The sequence below is a fragment of the Streptosporangium becharense genome (assembly GCF_014204985.1).
Taxonomy (GTDB): domain Bacteria; phylum Actinomycetota; class Actinomycetes; order Streptosporangiales; family Streptosporangiaceae; genus Streptosporangium; species Streptosporangium becharense.
Window position 1 is genome coordinate 5,661,393 of sequence record NZ_JACHMP010000001.1, and the last position, 24,339, is coordinate 5,685,731.

21 protein-coding genes are annotated in these 24,339 nt (G+C 73.1%); 15 read left to right on the forward strand and 6 right to left on the reverse strand.

Features of this window, described 5'->3' with window-relative positions:
* Positions 1–60 precede the first annotated feature (60 nt).
* On the reverse strand, positions 61–1,230 hold the full coding sequence (locus F4562_RS24870) for an ABC transporter substrate-binding protein (RefSeq protein ID WP_184540884.1): 1,170 nt from the start codon (positions 1,228–1,230) through the stop codon (positions 61–63).
* 239 nt (positions 1,231–1,469) lie between these two features.
* Between F4562_RS24870 and F4562_RS24875 the strand changes: the two genes are divergently transcribed.
* Together F4562_RS24875 and F4562_RS24880 are read left to right on the forward strand one after the other, a co-directional pair.
* On the forward strand, positions 1,470–2,225 hold the full coding sequence (locus F4562_RS24875) for a GntR family transcriptional regulator (RefSeq protein WP_184540883.1): 756 nt from the start codon (positions 1,470–1,472) through the stop codon (positions 2,223–2,225).
* Positions 2,226–2,295: 70 nt separating this feature from the next.
* The gene (locus F4562_RS24880; protein ID WP_184540882.1) at positions 2,296–2,562 is read left to right on the forward strand and encodes a DUF6504 family protein; all 267 of its coding nucleotides are present in this window, start codon (positions 2,296–2,298) and stop codon (positions 2,560–2,562) included.
* 78 nt (positions 2,563–2,640) lie between these two features.
* Here the strand turns inward: F4562_RS24880 and F4562_RS24885 are convergent, their stop codons facing one another.
* Both F4562_RS24885 and F4562_RS24890 read right to left on the reverse strand, forming a co-directional pair.
* On the reverse strand, positions 2,641–3,504 hold the full coding sequence (locus tag F4562_RS24885; protein ID WP_221206759.1) for a DUF4328 domain-containing protein: 864 nt from the start codon (positions 3,502–3,504) through the stop codon (positions 2,641–2,643).
* 65 nt (positions 3,505–3,569) lie between these two features.
* On the reverse strand, positions 3,570–4,220 hold the full coding sequence (locus F4562_RS24890; RefSeq protein ID WP_184540881.1) for a response regulator: 651 nt from the start codon (positions 4,218–4,220) through the stop codon (positions 3,570–3,572).
* A gap of 208 nt (positions 4,221–4,428) precedes the next feature.
* Here F4562_RS24890 and F4562_RS24895 point away from each other — a divergent pair, with 208 nt between their 5' ends.
* From F4562_RS24895 to F4562_RS24910, 4 genes are all read left to right on the forward strand, one after another.
* Complete coding sequence (locus tag F4562_RS24895; RefSeq protein ID WP_184540880.1) at positions 4,429–5,133, forward strand: ABC transporter ATP-binding protein; 705 nt, start codon at positions 4,429–4,431, stop codon at positions 5,131–5,133.
* Entirely contained in the window at positions 5,130–7,172 is a 2,043-nt protein-coding gene (locus tag F4562_RS24900; protein WP_221206757.1) for an FtsX-like permease family protein, read from the forward strand. The genes F4562_RS24895 and F4562_RS24900 overlap by 4 nt, the downstream gene beginning before the upstream one ends.
* 188 nt (positions 7,173–7,360) lie before the next feature.
* Complete coding sequence (locus F4562_RS24905; protein ID WP_311733939.1) at positions 7,361–7,861, forward strand: RNA polymerase sigma factor; 501 nt, start codon at positions 7,361–7,363, stop codon at positions 7,859–7,861.
* Positions 7,858–8,919 carry a CU044_5270 family protein gene (locus tag F4562_RS24910; RefSeq protein ID WP_184540879.1) on the forward strand — a complete coding sequence of 354 codons (1,062 nt, stop codon included), beginning with the start codon at positions 7,858–7,860 and terminating at the stop codon, positions 8,917–8,919. The genes F4562_RS24905 and F4562_RS24910 overlap by 4 nt, the downstream gene beginning before the upstream one ends.
* 176 nt (positions 8,920–9,095) lie before the next feature.
* Here F4562_RS24910 and F4562_RS24915 read toward each other — a convergent pair whose 3' ends face one another.
* Positions 9,096–10,115, reverse strand: coding sequence for an LLM class F420-dependent oxidoreductase (locus F4562_RS24915; RefSeq protein WP_184540878.1), 1,020 nt, complete (start codon positions 10,113–10,115; stop codon positions 9,096–9,098).
* Positions 10,116–10,225: 110 nt separating this feature from the next.
* On the opposite strand from F4562_RS24915, the gene F4562_RS24920 reads away from it, so the two are divergent.
* Complete coding sequence (locus F4562_RS24920) at positions 10,226–11,743, forward strand: sulfatase family protein (protein ID WP_311733938.1); 1,518 nt, start codon at positions 10,226–10,228, stop codon at positions 11,741–11,743.
* Here F4562_RS24920 and F4562_RS24925 read toward each other — a convergent pair.
* Positions 11,711–12,436 carry a FadR/GntR family transcriptional regulator gene (locus F4562_RS24925; protein ID WP_184540877.1) on the reverse strand — a complete coding sequence of 242 codons (726 nt, stop codon included), beginning with the start codon at positions 12,434–12,436 and terminating at the stop codon, positions 11,711–11,713. The genes F4562_RS24920 and F4562_RS24925 overlap by 33 nt on opposite strands.
* A gap of 69 nt (positions 12,437–12,505) precedes the next feature.
* Here F4562_RS24925 and F4562_RS24930 point away from each other — a divergent pair, with 69 nt between their 5' ends.
* The 3 genes from F4562_RS24930 to F4562_RS24940 are packed head-to-tail and all read left to right on the forward strand — an operon-like array spanning position 12,506 to position 15,374.
* Positions 12,506–13,306, forward strand: a complete 801-nt coding sequence (locus F4562_RS24930; RefSeq protein ID WP_184540876.1) for a (Fe-S)-binding protein — start codon at positions 12,506–12,508, stop codon at positions 13,304–13,306.
* Complete coding sequence (locus F4562_RS24935; RefSeq protein WP_184540875.1) at positions 13,303–14,715, forward strand: lactate utilization protein B; 1,413 nt, start codon at positions 13,303–13,305, stop codon at positions 14,713–14,715. Before F4562_RS24930 ends, F4562_RS24935 begins: the two co-directional genes overlap by 4 nt.
* Positions 14,712–15,374 carry a LutC/YkgG family protein gene (locus F4562_RS24940; RefSeq protein WP_184540874.1) on the forward strand — a complete coding sequence of 221 codons (663 nt, stop codon included), beginning with the start codon at positions 14,712–14,714 and terminating at the stop codon, positions 15,372–15,374. The genes F4562_RS24935 and F4562_RS24940 overlap by 4 nt, the downstream gene beginning before the upstream one ends.
* 74 nt (positions 15,375–15,448) lie before the next feature.
* Here F4562_RS24940 and F4562_RS24945 read toward each other — a convergent pair whose 3' ends face one another.
* A complete protein-coding gene (locus F4562_RS24945; protein WP_246473553.1) occupies positions 15,449–15,874 on the reverse strand; it encodes a DUF2795 domain-containing protein in 426 nt (141 codons plus the stop codon).
* 498 nt (positions 15,875–16,372) lie between these two features.
* Between F4562_RS24945 and F4562_RS24950 the strand changes: the two genes are divergently transcribed.
* From F4562_RS24950 to F4562_RS24970, 5 genes are all read left to right on the forward strand, one after another.
* Complete coding sequence (locus F4562_RS24950; protein WP_184540873.1) at positions 16,373–17,200, forward strand: sirohydrochlorin chelatase; 828 nt, start codon at positions 16,373–16,375, stop codon at positions 17,198–17,200.
* 74 nt (positions 17,201–17,274) lie between these two features.
* Entirely contained in the window at positions 17,275–18,357 is a 1,083-nt protein-coding gene (gene cobT, locus F4562_RS24955) for a nicotinate-nucleotide--dimethylbenzimidazole phosphoribosyltransferase (protein WP_184540872.1), read from the forward strand.
* Between the two features lie 153 nt (positions 18,358–18,510).
* Positions 18,511–19,743, forward strand: coding sequence for a uroporphyrinogen-III C-methyltransferase (cobA, locus tag F4562_RS24960; protein ID WP_184540871.1), 1,233 nt, complete (start codon positions 18,511–18,513; stop codon positions 19,741–19,743).
* Between the two features lie 119 nt (positions 19,744–19,862).
* On the forward strand, positions 19,863–22,664 hold the full coding sequence (locus F4562_RS24965; RefSeq protein ID WP_311733937.1) for a GTPase: 2,802 nt from the start codon (positions 19,863–19,865) through the stop codon (positions 22,662–22,664).
* On the forward strand, positions 22,661–24,298 hold the full coding sequence (locus F4562_RS24970) for a GTPase (RefSeq protein WP_184540870.1): 1,638 nt from the start codon (positions 22,661–22,663) through the stop codon (positions 24,296–24,298). Before F4562_RS24965 ends, F4562_RS24970 begins: the two co-directional genes overlap by 4 nt.
* The last annotated feature ends 41 nt before the right edge of the window (positions 24,299–24,339 follow it).

The following is a 24,339-nucleotide window of genomic DNA, read 5'->3' on the forward strand; positions in this document are numbered from 1 at the left end:
CCGGTGACCGCTCCCGGCCGTCGCCGGGAGCGGTGGCCGGGACCTGGGCGGGAACGGCCATCAGCCGGCGACCGCGGCGCCCCAGCCGGTGGCCAGGACCTCCTTGGCCTTGTTGACCTGGGCCTCGGTCGGGAAGGCCGGGTCACCCTCGACCGGAGGCAGGTTGGCCTCGGCCGCCTTGTCGACCGTGCCGTCGGCCTGCATGGCGGGCAGCAGGACGGGGCGGGCGAAACCGCCCAGGTAGAGGTTCTGGCCCTCGGTGCTGTAGAGGAACTCCTGCCACAGGCGGGCGGCGGCCGGGTGCGGGGCGTCCTTGTTGATCGCCTGCGCGTAGAGCTGGAAGTACTTGCCGTCGGTGGGGACGACGGTCTTCCAGTCGATGCCCTTGGCCGCCATCTTGGGGGCGTAGGCGGCGTTGTTGTAGTCCCAGTCGATGCTGATCTGGGTCTCGCCCTTCTCGATGGTGGCCGGGGTGGTCTCCACCGGGTTGAAGTTGCCGCTCTCCTTGAGCTTCTTGAAGAAGTCGAGGCCGGGCTGGATGTCGTCGAACGAACCCCCGTTCGCCAGGGCCGCCGCGTAGACGCCCGCGAACGCCGAGCCCGACTTGGTGGGGTTGCCGTTCAGCGCGACCTTGCCCTTGTATTCGGGCTTGAGCAGGTCGGCGAAGGTCTCCGGGCACTTGGTGATCTTCTTGGCGTCGCAGCCGATGGAGACGTAGCCGCCGTAGTCGTTGAACCAGAGCCCGCTCGGCTCCTTCTGGTTGGCGGAGATCTTGTCCCACGTCTGGACCTTGTAGGGAGCGAACAGGCCCTCGGCGGCGCCGCTGATCGCGAAGGACTGGCCGAGGTCGAGCACGTCGGGTGCGCGGTCCTGGCCCTTGCGGGTCTTCACCGCGTTGATCTCGTCGGCGCTGGACGCGTCGGGGGTCTCGCTCTCGATCTCGATGCCGTACTTCGCGGTGAACGCCTCGATGATCTTTCCGTAGTTGGCCCAGTCCGGCGGGAGGGCGATGACGTGGAGCTTGCCTTCCTTCTTCGCGGCCTCCACGAGCTTGTCCAGTCCGCCGAAGTCGGCTGCGGAGGTGGCCGTCCTGGCGTCCGTGCCGGCCGGGGAGCCGCCGCCCGCGGCGCCGCCGGACGGGGTGGCGGTGGTCGGGGCGGCCCCGCACGCCGCGGTCCCCGCGAGGAGGAGCGCGGCCAGGCCGGTGAAGCGGACTCGGGATGCGGTCACGGTGTCTCCCAAGGAGGTTTCGCGGGATAATCACGAAAGTCGGCGAACTTGTCCAAACAAGCTAGGGTGCGTGGACCGGGGCCCGGTTGCGGCTCGGTGAACGCCGCGAGTACGTCGGCGAAATGCAAAAATCAGAGCCTTGCGGAGGGTCGGCCGTTGTCTGTGGTGGAGCCGGAGCCGGCCGTCCGGTGCGCGCAGCGGAGAGACCGTGCCGCCCGCCGGGCCGGGAGGGGGTGACGGTGGCGTCCCGCTATGTGCGCATCGCGGCGGAGCTGCGCGACGCGATCATGCGCGGGGAGTACGCCGTCGGCGCGCAGCTGCCCTCCGAGGCCGAGCTCGCCGCCCGTTTCGCGGCGTCCCGGGGCACGGTCCGCCAGGCGGTCGCGGTGCTCGCCAGCGAGGGGCTGGTCGGGTCCCGGCAGGGGGCCAGGCGCATCGTGCTCGGCCGCGAGCGCAGCCAGAGCTTCGCCGAGCTGCACAGCTTCGCGCAGTGGGCACGGGCGATGGGATACCGGGTCAGCGGGCGGGTGCTGGAACAGCGCCGCAGGGGTGCGAGCCCCATTGAGGCGGCCCGGCTGGCGCTCCAGCCGGGCGAGCCGGTCCTGGCGGTGCTCCGGCTGCGTTCTCTCGAAGGCGAGCCGGTCATGCTGGAGCGGACGGTCTACGCCGGCTGGATCGCCCCGGCCGTCGAGCGGGTCGATCCCGACTGCGAGTCGGTCACCCAGGCGCTCTACGAGAACGCCGGGCTGGTCTTCGCCTACGGTGAGCACCTCATCGACGCGGTGGCGGCCGGCGTCGAGGACTCCCGGCTGCTCGGAGTGCGGCGGGGCAGCCCGCTGCTGCGCCAGCGCCGGGTCACCACCACCCACGAGGGCCGCCCCGTCGAGTGGTCCGACGACCGCTACCGCGCGGGCAGCGTGACGTTCAGCATCCGCAACTCGGTGGACGCCAATCCACTGGTGCGGCAGATGGGGGACTTGCACTCGACGCCATAAGAACGTATGTTCGATATGCCAGGCCCGCCTTCCCCCGGGTGCTCGTCCGAAAGCCGCGGGAGAAGATGCGTTGAGCAGACTTTACGGCGACCCGATCGAGGTGTGGAGCCGCGAGGGGCAGCCCGTCCAGTTCGTCTGGCGTGACCGGCTCCACACGGTCCACCGGATCCTCGACCACTGGGTGGTCGCGCGTGAGTGGTGGAAGACCTCCGACAGCGATCCCGGCGAGCGCAGGTTCTGGCGGCTCGAAGCCGACCCGGGCGGCCGGGTCGGCGTCTACGAGCTCCGCTTCGACACCGCCGGAGAGGGCTGGCTGCTCATCAGGGCATGGGATTGACGCCGTATCCCCTCCGCGTCCTCCTCCGCGCCTCCCGCACGGGTCCGCCGGCCGGGAGGCACGGGAGGTGTGGCCCGTTCACCGGCCGGTCGAGGAGACCTGCTCGGTCTGCTCGGCGGCGCCCGGCGGGGTGGTGCCGGAGGTCCGCCGCAGGAAGGGCCGGGCCGTCAGCAGGCGCAGGGCTCCACGGCGGGCGTCGCGGCCGGCGCTGAGACGAGCACTGAGGCGAGCATTGAGACGGGCACTGGGGCGGGCGCCGGGGTGGGACCGCGGGGCCGGTTCCGGCGAGGGCGAAGGCTCGACGTGTGCCGCCGCTCTCCCGCCGCGGGGCCGGGAGCCCGCGGCCTGGACCGCGGTGACCTCCCGCACGGTCGCCGCGCACAGCAGGGCGGCGACCGCGACGGCGGACAGTTCGGCCGGGCCGATGCCGGTCAGGTCGGCGCCGCCGTGCGGGGCACCGGGCCACAACCGCACCAGCACCAGCACCAGCGCGGTCAGCCAGCTCAGCCACCAGACGGTCAGCAGCGCCAGCCAGCGCGGACGGCGATCCGCCGGCGGGCGGGCGGTCAGCCAGAGCCGGTCGACCAGCACAGCCGGCAGGACCAGGTTGGCCGCCGGCGCGAACCAGCTCGCGAGCGCGGGCGTCCGGGCCAGGCCCGCGCCGCGCCGGGCGCGCAGCAACCAGTTCAGGTACGCGACGGCGGCGGCCACCGCGGTCACCGCGACGAGGATGATCAGGACGGCGAAGACGGTGACGGCGCCGACGACGGCCTGGGCGCCGGGGGCATGGGGGTCGCCGCCCATCTCGGACACCTCCAGAACCAGGCGCCGCCCGCGTGCCCGCTCGAACACCACCAGCGCGGTGAGCGCGAGCACCAGCGCGGTGAGAGCCAGGTAAACGGCCGAAGCTGCCTTCTTCTGTGGAGATGGGATAGAGCGCATGTATATCTCCCCCCGCATGCGCCGAAGGACCTGCCTTTCTTCTATCCCGTCAGCTCTCCGGCTAATCAGCCCACGATGCCCGACTCCCAGGCCCAGGCCGCGATCTCCACCCGGTTCCTGGCGCCCAGCTTCGTCTGGATGCTCCCCAGGTGTGTCTTGACCGTGGACAACGAAACGAACAGTTCCGCGGCCACCTCCTGGTTGGTCCGGCCCCGGGCGACCAGGCGCACGACGTCCAGCTCCCGTTCGGTGAGCGGCTCGCTCGGCTGCCGGGTGGCGCCGGCCCGGGGGTGGGCCAGGTGTTCGAGCAGCCGCACGGTGACCGAGGGCGACACCAGCGCGTCACCGGCCGCCGCCGCCCGGATCGCCTCGATGAGCAGGGTCGGGCCGCTGTCCTTGAGCAGGAAGCCGGTGGCTCCCGCGCGCAGCGCTCCGTAGACGTACTCGTCCAGATCGAAGGTGGTGACGATGACCACCCTCATCGGGTCGGCCACCCCGGGCCCGGCCAGCAGCCTGGTGGCCTCCAGGCCGTCCAGCTTGGGCATCCGGATGTCGAGCAGGCACACGTCCGGCCGGAGCCTGCGCGCCTGCTCGACGGCCTCGGCCCCGTTGGCGGCGGTCGCCACGACCTCGATGTCCTGCTGGGCGTCCAGAATCATCTGGAAGCCGGTCCGTACCAGTTCCTGGTCGTCAGCGATCAGCACCCGAATTGTCACCCGGCCGATTCTGCCAGCCCGCCGGCCGGTCCGGGGCCCGCCCGGCGGCCTGGGGATCGTCCGTGACCGGCCGGTGCGCCGGAGGGGCACGGTGACGGCGGGGCACCCTGAGGTGTGGGCGGAGTCGGCCGTTCGGCCGAGTCCCTCCCGGCGTGAAGGGACGGTCGGCCGATCCGCCGGGCCGTCCCCGCGCGGGAGGGTCGTTCCCATGAGTGTTGTTCTCGAAGGCTTCGGCCTGGTCAAGCGGTTCGGCTCGACCACGGCCCTCGACGGCGTCGGGCTGGCGATCCACGGCGGCGAGGCTGTGGCGATCATGGGTCCGAGCGGGTCGGGCAAGTCCACGCTGCTGCATTGCCTGGCCGGGATCATGAAGCCGGACGCCGGGGAGGTGCATCTGCTCGGCCGTCGCATCGACACGATGGGCGAGCGGGAACGCAGTGCGCTGCGGCGCACGCGTTTCGGGTTCGTGTTCCAGTTCGGCCAGCTCCTGCCCGAGCTTCCCGCGGAGGAGAACGTCGCCCTGCCGCTCATGCTCGGCGGCGTCTCGCGGGCCGACGCCGTGCGGCAGGCCCGTGAGTGGTTCGTGCCGCTCGGCCTGGCCGGCATGGAGCAGCGCCGCCCCGGGGAGCTCTCCGGTGGCCAGGCGCAGCGGGTGGCGATCGCCCGCGCGCTGGTCACCCGGCCCGCGGTCGTCTTCGCCGACGAGCCGACCGGGGCGCTCGACCAGGCCACCGGCCACGACACCATGCGCCTGCTGGCCGACGCCACCCGGCGCAACGAGGCCTCGCTGGTCGTCGTCACCCACGACCCCCAGGTGGCCCGCTGGTGCGACCGCACGGTCGAGGTCCGCGACGGACGTCTCCTGCCCGGCACCGGAGTGGTGCCCGGCGCGGTCTCCGGAGCGGCGGGATGAGCGGGTCGATCGGCCTGAGCTGGCGGCTGCTGCGCGGCGGGGGCCGCCGCGGCCTGCTGGGAGCGGGCCTGACCATGGCCGCGGTGGCGGTCTCCACGGCGCTGCTGCTCTTCGCCGTCGTGGCCAATCTCGGTTTCGCGGGGCGGGCCGAGCGGGAGGCGTGGCGCAACCCGGTCGCCGCCACCGCCGGGGCCGTCGCGATCGAGGCCGTCCACACGGACTACGTGCGCGACCGGCGGATCATCGTCGTGGATCTCGCGGCACTCGGGCCGCAGGCGCCGCCACCGCCGCCCGGCCTGGCCCGTTTCCCGGCCCCGGGGGAGATCTGGCTCTCACCGGCGCTCGCCGGGCTCGCCGGGGAGCTGCCCGCCGACCAGCTCGCCGACCGTCTCCGGGGCAGGCGTGGCGGGACGGTCGGCGACGAGGGGCTCGTCCACCCGGGTGAACTGCTCGTGGTCCGCGGGCAGACCGCCGACGCGCCGGTGATGCGGGCCGACGCGCCGGTCGACCCGCGCACCGGCGTCGCCCCCACCCGGATCGCGGACTTCCGGGGGGAGCCGACGCAGAACGCGGAGGCGTACAAGGCGCTCGGCCTGATCGCGAGCGTGCTGATGGTCGTGCCGCTGCTGGTGTTCGGGGGCGCGGCGGCCCGGCTCACCGTCGCCCGCCGGGACCAGCGCCTGGCCGCGCTCCGGCTGGTCGGCGCGTCACCCGGCCAGGTGGTCGCGATGACCGTCGTCGAGGCCGTGATCACCGCGTTCGGCGGCGCGCTGCTGGGGCTGACCCTGTACGGGCTGCTCACCCCGCTGCTCGCCCGGATCGAGATCGCCGGGGGCTCCTGGTTCCTGGCCGACCTGTGGCCCGGTGTCCTGCCCGTGCTCGCGGTGCTGCTGGCCGTGCCGCTGCTCGTCGGGGCGTCGGCCGTGGTCGGGCTACGCCGGGTGGTGGTCAGCCCGCTCGGCGTCGCCAAGCGGGAGACCCCGCCGGCCATGCGGTTCGTCCGGGTGGGTGCGCTGCTCGCCGTCCTCGCGGTGGTCCCGGCGCTCAACGGCCGCACCGAGGTGGGGGTGATCGCCGTGGTCATCGGCCTCGCCTTCCTGTGCGTCAACCTGGTGGGCCCCTGGGTCGTCGGCGTGATCGGCCGGATCACCGCCCGCGTCGCCCGTACTCCGGCCCGGCTGCTGGCCGGGCGCCGCCTGGTCGACGACCCCCGGGCCGCCTGGCGGACCGTGAGCGGCGTGGCCCTGACCGGGTTCGTGGCGGGGTTCATCGGCCTGGTCAGCCCCGCCGACCTCGTGGTGCACGATTCCCGCGGCGAGCTGCTCGTGTCGGCGCCCGCCGCGCGGTCGGCGGACCTGGCCGCCGAGGCGCGGGAGCGGCTGTCGGCGGCGAAGGTCCCCGCCGAGGTCACGGTCGGGGAGGGCGGCCGGACCGGCGGACGCAAGCCGATCATCATCTCGGTGGGGCGATCCGGCCCCGCGGGCGGGTCCACGGCCGGCACCTCGGCTCCGGCGGCCGGCACTCCGGCTCCGGCGGGTACGGCCGGGGTGGACGCCGCCCTGGTCGACCGGGCGCGCACCGCGCTGGACGGGCTGGTGCCCGGCCGCGTCGCGTCGTCGCCCGCGGACGAGGACCGGTTCAACTACCAGATCATCGACGACATCGGCGTCGGAACCGTCGTCGTGCTCACCGTCTCCTTCCTCGTCGCGATCGTCAGCGCGGGGATCACCGCGGCCTCGTCGATCCTCGACCGCAGGCAGACGTACGCGCTGCTCCGGCTGGCCGGCACCCCCCTTGAGGTGCTGAACCGGGCACGCCGGGCGGAGACGCTCGTCCCGCTGACGGTCATGGGCGGCGGGGCCGTGGCGGTCGGCATGTTCTGCGCTCTGCCGTTCGTGTCCATCGGGATGAACGTGACGGGTGCGGTCACCCTGCTGGTCTGCGTCGTCCTGGGGTTCGCCGGGGTGGTCGGCGCGGGCGCGGCGACCGCTCCGCTGCTGCGGTCCGTCACCGCCGACCCGGCCCCCCGGCCGGACTGACCCCGGTCTCGGGCCGCGACACGAATACCTACTCAACAGGTAGGGATAGTTGTAGACGTAGTGGCGGGTCGTTACCGTGAGTGTCACGGCAACCCCGGTCGGTGGGCGCACACCCCCGGCCGGGGTTTTCCGCGTAAAATTTTTTCCTCCCGCCGGTGATCGGGGCCCGGCGAAAGGCATTACTGGCCGTGGACGACCCCAAAGCGCGATTCACCGCGCTGTACGACCGGCACTACCGCAGCGTGTTCGGCTACGCGCTGCTGCGTGCCGAACGGCAGGCGGCCGAGGACATCACAAGTGAGACGTTCCTGATCGCCTGGCGGCAACTGGAGCGGCTGCCGGAGGAACCCCTGCCGTGGCTGCTCGGTATCGCCCGCAACCTGTTGCGCGCGCAGCGGCGCTGGGGGCTGCGGCGGCGGACGCTCGTCGAGCGCCTGGCCGAGCTGACCCCGGCCGGAGACGTGGCCGAGCAGGTCGCCGAGCGCGAGACGGCGCTCGCGGCACTCGCGGGACTCTCCGAGCGGGACGCCGAAGCCGTGATCCTCGCCAGCTGGTACGGGCTCGCCCCGGCCGAGGCCGCCAAACTCGCGGGCTGTTCCGCCCGCGCCTTCACCGTCCGCCTGCACCGCGCCCGCCGGCGCCTCGCCCAGGCACTCGACCCCACCCCGACCCTGCAGGAGCAGACATGAACGACATCGACGACCGCGTCCGCGCGCTACGCCCCGACAACCTCATGGAGGAGACCTACCGCAGCCGCCGCGACGCCGACCTGACCCGCGCCTTCGCCGAGACCGCGCCGTCCCGGCCCGCCGCGCGCTTCCGTCTCGCGGTGCCCCGCCTGTCCCTCGTGCCGCGGCTGCTGGTGGCCGGCGCGCTCGCGGCGGCGGCCGCCGCGGTGGTGGTCCCGGCCACGATGACGGGCACGACGGCGCAGCCCGGACCGGGGGCCGACCCGGTCCCGGCCGTGGCGGCGCCCAGCCGGTCGACGGCCGCTCCCGTGGAACTGACCGCCGGCACGTTCCTGCTGGCGGGCGCGGAGACGGCGGCGCGGGAGCCCGCGGACACCGGACGCTACTGGTTCGAGCGCACCCGCACCTTCGAGCCCGTCGGCTCCGGCGCCGTCGTCGCCCACACCGGAGAGATCTGGTACAACGGCCGCGACGGGCGGAGCTCCTCCAACCTCGACGTGAAGGTCACCTTCGCCGACGAGGCCGATGAGGCCGCCTGGCGTGAGAAGGGCTCCCCCCGCCTGTGGGAGGCTCCCAAGACGGAGGACTTCTCGAAGATCTCCCTGCAGACGAAGCTCGGCAAGCAGACGCTGACCCTGAACGACGAGCGGAAGCTTCCCGGTGACGCCGCGGAGCTGGAGCGGTGGCTGCGCGCGGCCCACGAGGACGGCCCGTTCGGCGAGTTCGTCTTCACGGCCGCGCGGCACATCCTCTCGTCCCCGGCGTCCCCGGCGACCCGGTCGGCGATGCTGCGCGTCCTGGCCGCCCAGCCGGGGCTGAAGCTGGAGCAGGGCGTCACGGACCCGCTCGGCCGCCCGGGCGTCGCGGTCACCACCGCCGACGGCCACCACCGCCTGATCGTCGACGAGTCGGGTGCCCGCCTGCTCGCCTTCGAGTACGACGGCCCGGACCAGGAGGGCCGGACCGCCGAGCGCGCCGTGGGGCTCCCGCTGCCCAAGGGGATGAAGGTCGCCTACGAGTCCTCCGGCTGGGTCCAGGAGCTCGGTGCCCGTAAGTAGGTCGGGTAGACAGGACGGGTAAGCAGGACAGGCCGACGTCCGCGGCCGGACCCGCCGGGACCGGCCGCGGACGTCCGTCCTCGTGGAGCCGCCGGGCCGGAAGCGGGCCCCGCCGGGGAGAGGGAGACGCCCCCAGGCCCCGCCGGTCGGTCTGGAGCCGCTCGGTCCGGAGCCGGTCAGCCCAGGACCAGGTCGCGGATCGTGCGCAGTGAGCGCTCGTCGCGGGGGCCCATGACCAGCAGGCTCGTCACCGGGCTCCGGCGCCAGGGCTCCAGGCGTTCGCGGATGCGGCCCGCGGGGCCGACCAGGGAGATGCCGTCGGCCAGCTCGTCCGGGATCGCGGCGAAGGCCGCGTCCCTGCGTCCGGCCAGGTAGAGCGCCTGGACCTCCCGCGCGGTCTCGGCGTAGCCCATCCTGCCGATGATGTCGGCGTGGAAGTTGCGGCTCTCGGCGCCCATGCCGCCGATGTAGAGGGTCAGCATCGCCTTGACCCCGTCCAGCGCGGCCCGGACGTCGTCGGTGACCAGCGTCAGGACCATGGCCGCGATGTCGAAGTCCGGCCCGGCCGCGGCGAGCGACGGCCCGTACATCCGTTCGATCCTCTCCGGGAACGCGAACAGCGGCAGCCAGCCGTCGGCGATCTCCGTGGCGAGCGCGACGTTCTTCGGGCCCTCCGCGCCGAGGTAGAGGGGGATCTCGGCGCGGAGCGGGCGGGTGATCAGCTTCAGCGGCTTGCCGAGGTTCGCGCCGCCCGGGTAGGGGAGCGGGTAGTGCTCGCCGTCGGAGGTCACCGGCTCCTCGCGGCGCCAGATCCTGCGCATGAGGTCCACGTACTCGCGGGTGCGCGCCAGGGGTTTCGGGAACGGCGCGCCGTACCAGCCCTCGACCACCTGGGGCCCGGACGCGCCGATGCCGAGCAGCAGCCGCCCGCCGGTGAGGTGGTCCAGGGTCATCGCGGTCATCGCGGTCGCCGCCGGGCTCCGGGCGGAGATCTGCGCCACGGACGTGCCGAGCTTGATCCGGGACGTTCGCGCGCCGTACCAGGCCAGCGGGGTGAAGGCGTCGCTGCCGTACGCCTCCGCGGTCCAGACGGACTCGTACCCCAGCCGTTCGGCGGCCTGGACGAGCTCGGTGGCGTCGTCGGCGTCGCGCTGCCAGTAGCCGAGGTTCAGTCCGAGCCTCAGATCGGTGCCCACACGGCCTCCTTGGGACGTACGCCGTTCACGCCTCCGCAATTAGAACATGTTCTATATGGATCGGTCGAGTGTGAGGTGTCGGAATTCGACACGCTGGGAAGCGTGCAGGTGTGCCCAACGCCCTTCGCAAACTCCTCTCGCTGGTGTCACTCCTCGCCCTCGTCGTGCCGGGAACGGTGATGACCGTTGCGTACGCGGCCGAGCGACCCAACATCGTGTTCATCCTGGCGGACGACCTGGAAGCGGGTGATCTCCGAAATTTCCCAAATATCCATAATCTCCTGGTGCGTGGTGGAACCGGTTTCAATCAGTTCTTCACCACCAACTCCTGGTGCTGCCCGTCGCGGGCGTCGATCCTGAGGTCCCAGTACGTGCACAGCCACGGCGTGCTCACCAACACCGCCCCCGAGGGCGGGTTCACCAGATTCCATCTCTCCGCCCTGGAACGTTCCACCATCGGCACGTGGATGCAGTCGGCCGGGTACCGCACCGGGCTGATGGGCAAATACCTCAACCACTACCCGGGCGGCGCCGCCGAGCCCACCTACGTGCCGCCGGGCTGGAACGAATGGGACGTCCCCGTACGCAACCTCTACGGCGAGTACGACTACACGCTCAACGAGAACGGCGTGCTGCGGGCCTACGGCTCCCTGCCGCACGACTACCTGACCGACGTCCTGAGTCAGAAGGCCCGCGCGTTCGTCTCACAGCCGGGCGGCGACCCGTTCTTCCTCTACCTCGCACCGGTCGCCCCGCACAACCCGGCCAACCACGCCCTCCGGCACAGCGCGGCCTTCGCCGACGCCGTGGCACCCCGGCCGCCGTCCTTCAACCGGCAGGACGTCGCCGACGAGCCCCTCTGGCTGAGGTCCCTCCCGCTGCTCGGCCCCCGGGCGATCGAGAAGCTCGACGAGCGCCACCGCAGGCGGCTGCGCGCCATGCTCGGCGTGGACGACATGGTCGGCGCCCTGGTCGAGACGCTCCGGACCTCCGGGAAACTGGACGACACCTACATCTTCTTCGGCTCCGATAACGGGTTCCACCTGGGGCAGCACCGCCTCGCGCAGGGCAAGACGACCCCCTTCGACGAGTCGATCAGGGTGCCCCTGCTGGTCCGCGGGCCCGGTGTGCGGCCCGGCCATGTGGCCGGTGACCTCGCCGCCACGGTCGACCTGGCCCCGACCTTCGCCGAGATCGCCGGGACCCGGCCGCCCGACTTCGCCGAGGGCCGCTCCCTGCTCCCGATCCTGCGGGGGACCACGCCCCCGTCGTGGCGCCGGAACGTGCTGCTGGAGTTCAACCGCCCCACCGACCCGAGCTCGGCCCGGCAGACGCCGGTCCCCCCGTACCAGGGCATGCGCACCGAGCGGCACACCTTCGTCCGGTACGCCACCGGCGAGTACCAGTTGTACGACCTCGCCGCCGACCCCTACCAGCTGCGCAACCTCGCGGCCAGGGTCCCGTTCCCGGTGATCGCCGAGTTCGAGCGGCAACTCGACGCGCTCGTCTCCTGCGCGGGAGCCGGCTGCCGGTCAGCCGACTCCGTCACCCCGCCCGCCCTGCCCGCGATACCCGTCCCGCCCGTCGCTCCCGTGTCACCCACCGCTCCGGTGGTCCCCACTCCGTAGCGGACGCCGGATGTCGGGATAGGCGCGGTGGAGGTGGTCCTCGACGGCGGACGCGGCCTCGGCCGCGTCCCCGGTGGCGATCGCCCGGTAGATCCGGCGGTGGTCGGCCATGAGCCCGTCCGTGTCACCCAGGCGCTCGACGGCCTCGACCGCGTAGCGGCGCAGCGAGTCGCGCAGCGAGCGCATCATGGCGGAGGTCAGCCGGTTGCCCGACGCCTCGGCGACGGCCACGTGGAAGGCGGTGTCGTGCTCGACGAACTCCTCGGCCGTCGCCGCCTCCCCCATCCGTTCCAGGGCGGAGGCCAGGGCCGACAGGTCGGCGCCATGCAGGGCGGCGTGCGAGGCCGACCACTTCTCGATCATCAGCCGGGCGTCGACGACCTCCTCCAGTGACAGGCTCGCCAGCCCCAGGTGGAGCCTGAGCAGATCGGTCAACGCCCCCGCGGGCCTGGAGGTGAGCACCGCACCCGCGTCGGGCCCCCGCCCGACCTGTGACGAGACCACGCCCAGGGTCTCCAGCACGCGCATGGCCTCGCGGACCGACGACCGGCTGACCTGGAGCTGCTCGGCGAGCTGACGCTCGCCGGGCAGGCGGTCGCCGACCCTGAGCCCGTCACCCGCGATGCGCTGCTCGATCTGGGCGATCACGTCTTCGAACGCCCGGGTGCGCCGGACCGGCTGCCAGTCGCTCAAGGACCCTCCTCTTGTGGGGGATTATGGTCAGACCATACTGTGGTCGGACCATATAGCGGAAGGAGCGCCGTGCGCGTCGCCCTGTTCATCACATGCGTGAACGACACGCTGTTCCCCGGCACGGGGCAGGCGGTCGTCACGCTGCTGCGCCGCCTCGGCTGCGACGTCGAGTTCCCGCAGGCGCAGACCTGCTGCGGCCAGATGCACGTCAACACCGGATACCCCGAGGAGGGCAGGCGGCTGGCCGGGCACTTCGTGGACGTGTTCGCCGGATACGACGCGGTCGTCGCCCCGTCCGGGTCGTGTGCCGCGATGGTCCGCGAGCAGTACCCGCGGCTGGCCCGCACCACCCCGGCCCGCACCGCCGCGCCCGCGGGGCTCCTGACCGGCGGCTCCGCCCCCGCGACGGCCGAGCGGGACGACTCCTTCGCCCGGCGGGTCGCCGAGACGGTGCCGAAGGTCCACGACCTGTCCGAGTTCCTCGTCGACGTGCTCGGCGTCACCGACGTCGGCGCCTACTTCCCGCACCGGGTGACCTACCACCCGACCTGCCACTCCCTGCGCGGCCTCCACCTGGGCGACCGCCCCACCCGCCTGCTGCGGGAGGTACGGGGGCTGGAACTGGTCCCGCTGCCCGGTGCCGAGGAGTGCTGCGGCTTCGGCGGCACCTTCGCGGTGAAGAACCCGGCGGTCTCCGCCGCCATGTGCGCCGACAAGGTGCACAACGTCGCGAGCACCGGCGCCGAGGTGCTGTGCGCCGCCGACAACTCCTGCCTCATGCACATCGGCGGCACCCTCAGGCGCCAACGCACCGGGGTCCGCATCATGCACCTGGCCGAGATCCTCGCCTCGACGGAGGCGGCCCGATGAGCGGCGCCGGAACCTTCCTCGGCATGCCCGCCTTCCCGCACAACGCCGCGGCGGCCGTGCAGGACTCCCAGCTCAGGTTCAACCTCCGTAAAGCCACCCACACCATCCGCGGCAAGCGGGCCGCCGTGGTCGGGGAACTGCCCGACTGGGCCGAACTGCGCCGGGCGGGCAAGGAGATCAAGGACCACACCCTGCGCCACCTCGACCGCTACCTGCTCCAACTGGAGGAGGCGGTCACCGCGGCGGGCGGCCACGTCCACTGGGCGTCCGACGCCAAGGAGGCCAACCGGATCGTCGCCGACCTCGTCAAGGCGACCGGCGAGACCAGTGTGGTCAAGGTCAAGTCGATGGCCACCCAGGAGATCGGCCTCAACGAGGCGCTCCAGGAGGAGGGCATCACCGCCTACGAGACCGACCTCGCCGAGCTGATCGTCCAGCTCGGCGACGACTGGCCCTCCCACATCCTGGTCCCCGCGATCCACCGCAACCGCGCGGAGATCCGCGAGATCTTCCAGGAGAAGATGGCCGAGTGGGGCCGCGCGGCGCCCGAGGAGCTGACCGACGAGCCCCGTGCTCTCGCCGAGGCGGCCCGGCTCCACCTGCGCGAGCGCTTCCTGTCCACCAAGGTCGCGGTCTCCGGGGCCAACTTCATGATCGCCGAGACCGGCACGCTCGTGGTCCTGGAATCCGAGGGCAACGGCCGCATGTGCCTGACCCTGCCCGAGACGCTGATCAGCGTGGTCGGCGTCGAGAAGCTGCTGCCGACCTGGCGGGACCTGGAGGTCTTCCTCCAGTTGCTGCCCCGCAGCTCCACCGGCGAGCGGATGAACCCCTACACCTCGACCTGGACCGGCGCCACCGAGGGCCAGGAGTTCCACCTGGTGCTGCTCGACAACGGCCGCACGGACGTGCTGGCCGACGAGGTCGGCCGCCAGGCGCTGCGCTGCATCCGCTGCTCGGCCTGCCTGAACGTCTGCCCCGTCTACGAGCGCGCCGGCGGGCACGCGTACGGCTCCGTCTACCCCGGCCCGATCGGCGCTATCCTCACCCCGCAGCTGCGCGGCACGGCCTCCGCCATCGACGCGTCGCTGCCCTACGCCTCAAGCCTCTGCGGCGCCTGCTTCGAGGCGTGCCCGGTCGCCATCGACATCCCTGAGGTCCTGGTGCACCTGCGCGGCAAGGTCCGCCACGCGCGCGCCGAGCGGCTGGGCATGCGCGCGGCCGGGTGGATCTTCGACCGGCCCTCCCGGCTGGCCCGCGTCCAGCGCCTCGGCGGGCGCCTGCGCAGGTTCGTCCCCGGCCGCCTGCCCGGCCCGCTGTCGGCCTGGACCGACACCCGCGAGATCCCCGACATCCCCGCCGAGTCCTTCCGCGACTGGTGGAACCGCACGGACGGAGGAGCCCGATGACCGCCGGAGCACCCGCCGACCCCCGGCCCGCGGCCGAGATCGGCACGGGGACGAGCGCGAACAGCAGGGAGCGGATCCTGGCCCGGATCCGCTCGGCCGTCGCCGGAGCCCCCGACGCGCCGATCACCCGCTCCTACCGCACCTCCCCGGAGGCGACGGATGTGATCGGGCTGTTCGCCGAGCGGGTGGCCGACTACCGGGCCGTCGTGCACGTGGTGGACGGCTCCGAGGCGGCCGCGACGATCAGGGCGGCCATGGCCCGGCAGGGCGCCGTCCGGCTGGTCGTCCCGGACGGCCTGCCCGCCGAGTGGGCCCCGGACGATCCGGTCGCCGACGACCCGCGGCTCACCGCGGCGGAACTGGACGCGGTCGACGGAGTGATCACCGGATGCGCGGTGGGCATCGCCGAGACCGGGACGATCGTCCTGGACGCGGGGCCGGGCCAGGGACGCCGCGCGCTGACCCTGGTGCCCGACTACCACCTGTGCGTCGTACGCGCGGACCAGATCGTCGCGGGCGTCCCCGAGGCCGTCGCCCGGCTCGACCCGGCCAGACCCCTGACCTGGATCAGCGGGCCCTCGGCGACCAGTGACATCGAGCTGAACCGGGTCGAGGGCGTGCACGGCCCGCGCACCCTCGAGGTGGTCGTCGTCCGCTGAACCGGCCGGATCCGCTCCCGGGAGATCGGCTCCGGGAGCGGATCCGGCCGATCGTCGACCGGGCGGCGCCGGGGCTAGTCGCGCTGCTGTTCCCCGCCGAAACCGAGCGCGTCCGCCACGTCCTCCATGTTCTCGAACGTCCGGTCCGGCAGCGACCGGACGGCGGAGAGCACCGGATCGGGCGCCGACTGCTCCTCCGCGCGGGCGATGAGAGTCGCGCGGTCGGCGGGGAACGCGTGGACGCCGCTGATCCACCTGGCCAGGTTGCTGCGGCGGTCCACATCCTCCGGACTCATCCCCTCCGGGGAACCCGGCTCGTGCGCCGGCGGGCGCGGCGTCGAGGCCAGGTCCTCCTCACCCGGCGCGCCGAGGGGCTCGGGCTCCTTCCACTCCTCCGCGCGGCCGTCGTCCCCGCCCTGCACGATGCCCTGGGTCTCGTGCTTCTGTTCCTCGTCCAGGCGTCGGCCGTGCTTGGTGCTTCCCCGTTCCATGGTCGTCATCCCTTTCTCCATCGGACCAGGGGCCTTACCCGCCCCGCCCGGGGCAAACATCCGGACCACGGCGGGGCGGCCCCGCGTCGCCGGTGAGCCGGTCACCCGCCGGGGTGTCTCGCGTCGCCGGTGAGCCGGTCACCCTGTCGGGTGGTCCGCGTCGCGGTGAGCCCGGCCGCCCGCCGGCGCGCGCCGCACTGGACCTCTCCCACGAACACGGCTAGCGTCCCAGGGCATGCGACCCAGACCTCCCGGCTGATCGCGGGCGTGGTGGTGAGCGCCACACCTCCGGCGGTCGGCGCCGCGCCGGCGATCACCGCTGCCCGTCCGGCGCCCGCCCGTTCACCGCCCGCCCGGCATCTCCTCGTTCGCCGCCCGCCCGTGGCACCCGTTCGAAAATCGCATGACTTTACCCGTCCGTTACCTGTCCACGCCGTGGCATCATCGGATATCCTCGCGAGTCGCCACTGCGTATCCCCAGGTCAAGGTCATTGGAGTCCTGTTTCCATGAAACCGCCGCTGCTGCTCATCGGGCAGGGCTCGAACGATGACAGCGGGTCCGCTGAATTCGGTAGGTTCGTCCATCGGCTCCGATGCCGTCTGGACCAGACGGCGGCCGACGTCTCCGGTGGCTACATCGCCAAGGCCAGACCGCGCCTCAGCGACTCCGTCGCCTCGCTGGTCGCGCGTGGCCACCACCGGATGGTGGTCCAGCCGATGAGCCTCACCGGAGACGTCTGGCTCGGTGCCGACATCCCCTCCGCGATGGCGCGCGAGCAGGACAAGCACCCCATGCTCACCTGCGACTACGGCCGTCCTCTCGGCTCCGACCCGCGCGTTCTCGCGCTGCTCGCCGAGCGCCTGGCCGACGCCGCCGCCGAGGTCGCCAGCCTCCGCCTGGTGCCCGCCGCAGCGGGGCCGCTCGACGACGAACCGGAGCGCATCGAGATCGGTGAGACAGCCGTGGTCCTGGTCGGCGACGGCTCCACCAACCCCGAGACGAACGCCGACGTGCACCGGGTCTCCCGTCTGTTCTGGGAGACCCACGCCCACGAGTACCTGACCGTGGAGACGGCCTTCGTCTCCCTCACCCCACCCGGCGTCCCCGGAGGCATCGAGCGCTGCCGCCGGCTCGGCGCCAGGCGCGTGATCGTGGTGCCCTACCTGCTGTTCGCCGGCGGCGTGCTCGACCGCGTCTGGGCCCAGGCCATGGCCTACGCCGCGGGCCACCCGGAGCTGGACGTCCGCTGCGCCGACGTCATCGGCGACTGCGAGGGCCTGGCCGACGTGGTCATCGACCGCTACGAGGAGGCGCTCAGCGGCATCACCTGGTGACTCCGCTCGGTGACCTCGGCGTGACCTTTCACTGGAACTCCCCGGAACATCGTTTCCGGGGGACACTGGATCACATGACCATCCTTGAGCAGACCATCGCGGCGATCCGTCCCGCCGACCCGGCGGCCGTCGCCGAGGCCCGCGCGCACCAGGACCGCCTCACCAAGCCGCGGGGTGCCCTCGGCGCGCTGGAGGACGTCGCGGTACGGCTGGCCGGGGCCTCCGCGGTCAGTCCTCCGCCGCTCCCGACGCCTCCGGCTCTGGCGATCTTCGCCGCCGACCACGGCGTGCACGCTCAGGGAGTGAGCCCGTGGCCGCAGGAGGTCACGTTGCAGATGGTCGGCAACTTCCTCGCCGGCGGCGCCGTCGCCAACGCCTTCGCCGCCCAGGTCGGCGCCTCGGTGACGGTCGTGGACGTCGGCGTCGCCGCCGACCTCGACCCCGCACCCGGCCTGAGGATCAGCAAGGTCGCCTACGGCACCGCCGACATGTCCCGCGGGCCCGCGATGACCGCCGTGCAGGCGACCGCCGCGCTGGAGGCCGGCATCGCCGTGGCGCGCGACCTCGTCGACGCCGGAGCCCGCTGCCTCGTCACCGGCGACATGGGCATCGCCAACACCACCGCCTCGGCGGCGCTGATCTGCGCGTTCACCGGGCACGACGCCGCGGTCGTGACGGGCAGGGGCACCGGTGCCGACGACGAGACCCTGGCGCGCAAGGTCGCCGTGGTCCGCGAGGCGCTGCGGGTGAACGGGCTGGCCGGTCCGCAGGGCGTCCCCTCGGGAGCGGGCGCGCTGGAGACGCTGGCCGCGGTCGGCGGCCTGGAGCACGCGGCGATCGCCGGGTTCATCCTGGGCGGGGCGGCGTGCGGGGTGCCGGTGATCCTGGACGGCGTCATCGCGGGATCGGCGGCCCTCGCGGCGGCCGCGCTGGCACCGGCCGCCGTCGACCACTGTGTGGCGGGGCACCGGTCGGCCGAACCGGGCCACGCCGTCGCGCTCGACCACCTCGGTCTGCGTCCCCTGGTCGAGCTGGAGCTCCGGCTCGGTGAGGGAACCGGCGGCCTGCTCGCCCACCCGCTGGTCTGCGCCGCGGTCAGGGCCATGCGGGAGGTGGCGACCTTCGACTCCGCCGGTGTGACCGAGAAGGAGGCCTGACCTGGAGAAGGCCCGAGCCCACCCCGCCGGTCGCGGCCGGCCCGCACGTCGCCCGTGCGGGTACGGGGCAGCGAAGAGACCGCCACCAACCGGTAGGTTTACCTCTTAACACGCCATGCTTCACAATTCTTCGCGAACGGGAGATCTTCCGCCATGTCGCCCTACCTGCTCGGTCTGCGTCTCTCCGGGCGGCGGGTGCTCGTCGTGGGCGGGGGGCGCGTCGCCCAGCGGCGGGTTCCGGCGCTGCTCGACGCCGGTGCCCTGGTCACCATCGTCTCGACGAGTGTCACGCACGCCCTCGACGACCTCATCGCGAGCGGTCGTGTGACCTGGGAAGCCAGGCCGTACCAGGTCGGTGACGTGGACGGCGCCTGGCTGGTCCAGGCGTGCACCGACGACCGCGCCGTCAACGCCGCGGTGGCGGCCGAGGCCGAGGCCAAGCGGATCTGGTGCGTGCGCGCCGACGACAGGGACGCCTCGGCGGCCTGGACCCCCGCCAGCGGCAAGGTGGACGAGATCAGCGTCGCGGTCACCGCCGGCGGCGACCCCCGCCGGGCGGCCGGGATCAGGGACGCCGTCGTCGACGCGCTCCGCGACGGCACGGTCGACGCCCGGCGCAACCGCGCGAAGCCGGTCGGCGTCGCCCTCGTCGGTGGCGGGCCGGGTGACCCCGCGTTGATCACGGTCCGGGGCCGGCAGTTGCTCGCCCAGGCCGACGTGGTCGTGGCCGACCGCCTCGCCCCCCAGGCCCTGCTCGACGAGCTGTCCCCGGACGTGGAGCTGATCGACGCCGCCAAGATCCCCTATGGCCGCTACCTGGCCCAGGAGAAGATCAACGAGCTGCTGATCCAGCACGCGAAGCAGGGCAAGTTCGTCGTCCGGCTCAAGGGCGGCGACCCGTTCGTCTTCGGCCGGGGCGGCGAGGAGATGCTCGCCTGCGCACGCGAGGGCATTCCGGTGATCGTGGTCCCCGGGATCACCAGCCCGGTCGCGGTACCCGCCGCGGCGAACGTGCCGGTCACCCACCGCGGGGTGAGCCAGGAATTCCATGTCGTCTCGGTGCACGTCCCGCCGGGTGACGAGAAGTCCACCGTCGACTGGCCCAACCTGGCGCGATCCGGCGGCACGCTGGTCCTCATGATGGCCGTGGAACGGATCGGGGTGATCGCCGAAACGCTGATTCACGAGGGACGTTCGCCGGAAACTCCCGTAATGGTGGTACAGGACGGTACTCTTCCCACCCAGCGAGCTCTTTACGCCACGCTCTCCACCGTGGCGGAGCGCGTGAGCGCGGCTGGGATCCGGCCACCTGCGATCGTGATCGTCGGCGATGTCGTGAAGGTCGGCCAGGAGGTCGAGATGGTTCGAGCGGAGCGAGTACCGTGAGGTCGCCTGGTAACGGGCCCCCTCGTCCGGGGGGTCGTGACCCTCGCCCCACCGGCGGCCCGCCGGAGCCGTCCGGCGACGCGCCGCCGGGTGACGCCGAATCCGCCGGCGAACAGACGGTGACCTTCGGCGCCATCCGCCCCGGCGACGGCGCCCCCAGCGGCCGCATCCGCCCCCCGGCCGCCGCCGTCTCACGCCCCGATCCCGGTGCCCCGGCGCGGCCGGGCGCTCCGGCACCCGGCCGGTCGTCCGCACCCGGTGGGGCCGCGGGCGAGGACGCCATGGCGGCGTTCCACGCCGCCGCGGCCGCCGCCCAGGCCACCATCGCGGCCATTACCGCCGCCAAGACCGCCCCCCAGAACTCCAAGCCCGCCCCTCCGGATCCCACGCCGGCGTCCGCGGTCCCGCACGTCGCGCAGCCGCCGCCGGCGCTCAAGCCCGCCCCCAGGACACCGCCGACCGGCCCGGCGACGACCGTGCCGGCCACTGGGCCGACCACCGTGCCGGCCACTGGGCCAGCCACCGCACCAGCCACCGCGCCGCCGCTGCGCGCTGGACGGGTGTCCGATCCGGGCACCGACGTGGCCGAGAAGGCCGAAACCATCACCCGGCCCGTCACCGCCCCCGAAACCGTCATCGGGCCCGTCACCGGGAACGACGGCCCGGTGAAGGACACCCGGAGCGTGACGGCGTCGGTGGACGCCCGCCGGAAGGCGGTGCCCGGCACCGCGGACGAGGCGGACGGCGAACCCGGGGACGGAAAGGCGCCCGAAGCCCGGGGAGACGGGCCCGCCGGCGACGGGTCCGTTCAGGACGGGGAAGGCGCCGATGAGGTCGCGGAGGACGTAGCCGTTCAGAACGGCGGGTCCACGGAGAACATGGAGGCGGAGAACGCGGCCGATCGGGGCGGCGAGCCCGCTGAGGACGTTGTCGCCGAGGACACCGGACCCGCCGAGGACGAGGGAGTCCAGGACGGTGACCCCGCCGAAGACGTGGCCGAGGGTGACGGGTCCGCGAAGGACGCGGTCGCCCAGGATGACGGGCCCGCCGGGACGATGGTCGCCGAGGACGCCGGCTCGGCCGGGGACGGGGGCGTCCGGGACGGTGACCACGCCGGGAAGGTTCGGGCTGACGGGCCCGTGAAGGACGGGACGGGCGAAGGCGCACAGCAACCCGCCGCCGGAAAAGGGACCGGCCCGGACGCGGAGGAGGGGAAGGCGCGCACCGGGCGGGTGCTCGACACGCCCCTGCCCGACTCCGCCGCCGAGGCGCTGACCACCGCGCTCGCAGCGGTGCGCGCGGGAGTCACCGACCTCCGCTTCGGCCTCGACCTGCCGGGTGCCGAGGAGGCCAGGCGGGTGCAGGGCGAGATCCTCGCCCAGCTCGACGACTATGTCGTTCCCAGGGTGCGTACGAGCGCCTCTCCCGCGCTCATCGCCATCGCGGGCTCCACCGGCGCGGGCAAGTCCACGCTCGTCAACTCCCTGGCCAAGTCCGGGGTCAGCGCGACCGGCGTACGCCGCCCGACCACCGGCACACCGATCCTGGTCTGCCACCCGGACGACCACGAGTGGTTCGCCGAAGGCGACCTGCTCGGCGGTCTCCGGCGGCTCGGCGAACCCACCCCCGGGACGACCGGCGGTATCGTGCTCGTCTCCGCGGAGGACATCCCTCCCGGCGTGGCCCTGCTCGACACCCCCGACATCGACTCCGTCGTCGAGGAACACCACGAGACCGCCCACCGCATGCTCGACGCGGCCGATCTGTGGATCTTCGTCACCACCGCCGCCCGGTACGCCGACGCCCCGGCCTGGCGGCTCCTCCGGCTGGCCAAGGAGCGCGGGGCCCGGCTGGCCATCGTGCTCTCCCGGGTGCCCCCGAGATCCCGAGAGGTGGTCACCAAGCACTTCGTCCGGATGCTCACCGAGTACGGCCTCGGCGAGGTCGACCGGTTCGTGATCAACGAGGGCAAGGTCACCGACGGCATGCTCCCCGACGACGAGGTCGCCGAGTTACGGCGCTGGCTGACCGAGCTGTCGGTCGACGAGCGGCGCCGCGAGCAGGCCGTGCGGGCGACCCTGGACGGCGTGCTCAACAGCTTCCGCACCCGCGTCCCCGCCCTCGCCAAGCACATGGAGATGCAGGTCGCCTTCCGGAGGGAGCTGCGCGGCGATGTGGACGGCGCCTACGCGCGCGCGCTCGCCGGGATCGAACGGAACACCGGGGACGGCTCGCTGCTCCGCGGCGAGGTGCTCGCCCGCTGGCAGGACTTCGCCGGGTCAGGCGACCTCATGCGAGCTCTGCACCTGCGCAAACCCGGACGCCTGGGGGCCAAGGCCGTCCGGCAGACGCCCGAGCGACTCACCGCGCTGAAGGCCGCGCTGCGGGCCGGACTGGAGTCGGTCGTCGTCTCAGCCGCCCAACGGGCCGCGGAGGAGGCCGCCGCGCGCTGGCTGCAGCGTCCCGGCGCCGAGGAGCTCCTGTCGGCGGTGCCGGGTCTCGGCCACGCCTCCGACGAGATCGCGCGCAGGACCGGCCGTACCGTCGCCGCGTGGCAGGACCACATCACCGAACTGATCCGGACCGAGGGCGTGACCAAGAGGTCCGTGGCCCGGGTGATCTCCTTCGACGCGGAGTCGCTGTCGCTGATCCTGACCATCGGGTTGCTCGGCAACGACTCCACCCCGGTGGAGGGGACCGCGGGCACCCTGCCGGGGCGGCTGGTGCACGCCCTGCTGGGCGCCGAGTCACTGCGCAACATCGGCGGCAAGGCCCGCAGCGACCTGCGCGCCCGGATCGGCCTGCTCTTCGACGAGGAGATCATGCGCTACGTCCAGGCCCTCGACAGCGCCGGCATCCCCGACGAAACCGCCGCCACCCGCCTCTACCAGGCAACGTACAACCTTGAGGTCGCCCGATGAGTGTTGGCACCACCCAGACGCGCCAGGGTCTCGGCAGCCGGCTCGCCGCGCTCGCCCGGATCGTGGAGCTGGGGCCGGGCAGGGTCGATCCCAAACTCCTCGCCGAGGCGGGCAGGCTGCTGCTGCGCGCCGGTGACAGGCTCAAGCTCTCCTCCGAGCACACCGTGGTGGCCCTCGCCGGGGGCACGGGCAGCGGAAAGTCGACGCTGTTCAACTCGGTCTCCGGCCTGGAGCTGTCGCCGACGGGTGTGCGACGCCCGACCACCGCCCGCACCCACGCCTGCGTCTGGGGGCTGGAGGGTGCGGGCCCGCTGCTCGACTGGCTGAAGATCCAGTGGCGGCACCGTTTCGCCCGGGCCAGCGCTCTGGACCGGGGGGAGAGCCAGTTGCACGGACTGATCCTCCTCGACCTGCCCGACCACGACTCCATCCGGGCGCTGACCGACAACGAGGCCGATCGGCTCATCCAGGTCGCCGACCTCGTCGTGTGGGTGCTCGACCCGCAGAAGTACGCCGACGCCTCCACGCACCGCCGTTACGTGACCGACCTGGCGGGTCACGAGGCGGTGACGGTCTTCGTGCTCAACCAGGCGGACCGGCTCGAACCGGAGGAACTGGCCGAGTGCATGGCCGACCTCGACGGTCTGCTGCGCCGCGAGGGTGTCGAGAACCCCGTCATCGTCGCCACCTCGGCGACCACCGGCCAGGGCGTCGACAACCTCAAGGCGGTCATCGCCGAGGCCGTGACCAACCGCAGGGCCGCGGTCCAGCGACTGGAGGCCGACCTCGACCGGCTGACCCGCCGGCTGGTGAAGGCCATGCCCGTGCAGGACGCTCCCGTCCCGCCCTCCTCCATCGACGACGCCCGCCGGATCGGTCTGGCCGACGCCCTGTGCGACGCGGTCGGCGTGCCCGCGATCGGCGAGGCGATGGAGAACGTCTACGCCGCGCGATCCGCCGAGTGGGTCGGCTGGCCCTACCCCCGCTGGATCGCCGGGCTCCGCCCCGATCCGTTGAAGAGCCTGCGCCTGGGTGACCTGAGGGACGAGATCCGGGGGATCGGCGGATCGGTCAGCGCGCAGCCGGCCGAGGTGGACGCCGCGATCCAAGCGCTCGCCGACGGTCTGACCGTCGGCATGCACGAGGCGTGGCGGAACGGTGTCCGTGAGGCCGCGCGGTCGCGTTCGGCGCAGCTGCCCGAGGCGCTCGCCGAGGAGCTGACCGAGGTCGCCCCGCGCCTCGACCGGGTTCCCGGCTGGTGGCGGGCGCTCCTCGTCTGGCAGTACCTCCTGGTCGGGCTCTTCGTGGCGGGTCTCGCCTGGATCGGCACCGCACTCGTCTACGGCGTGTTCGGCGCGGCGAACCCGCCGGCCGCCCTCGGGCTGTTCGCCGACGCCGCGTCCCTGCCGTGGGTGGGGCTGATGGTGCTGTCGGTCCTCGGGCTCGGCGCGCTCACCGCCGTGGCGAGCCGCAACTTCATCGTGCTCGGCGCGGGGACGGAGCGGGAGGGCATGGAGCGGGAGATGCGCCGCAGGGTCGCGGGGATCGCCCAGAGCATGGTCATCGAACCGGTGGAGCGCGAGCTGGCCCGCTATAACGAGTTCTACTCGGCGGTGCGCGCCGTCCACGACTGATCGGCCCGGTTGTCCACAGGCCGTGCTCTCGGCCGACGGTC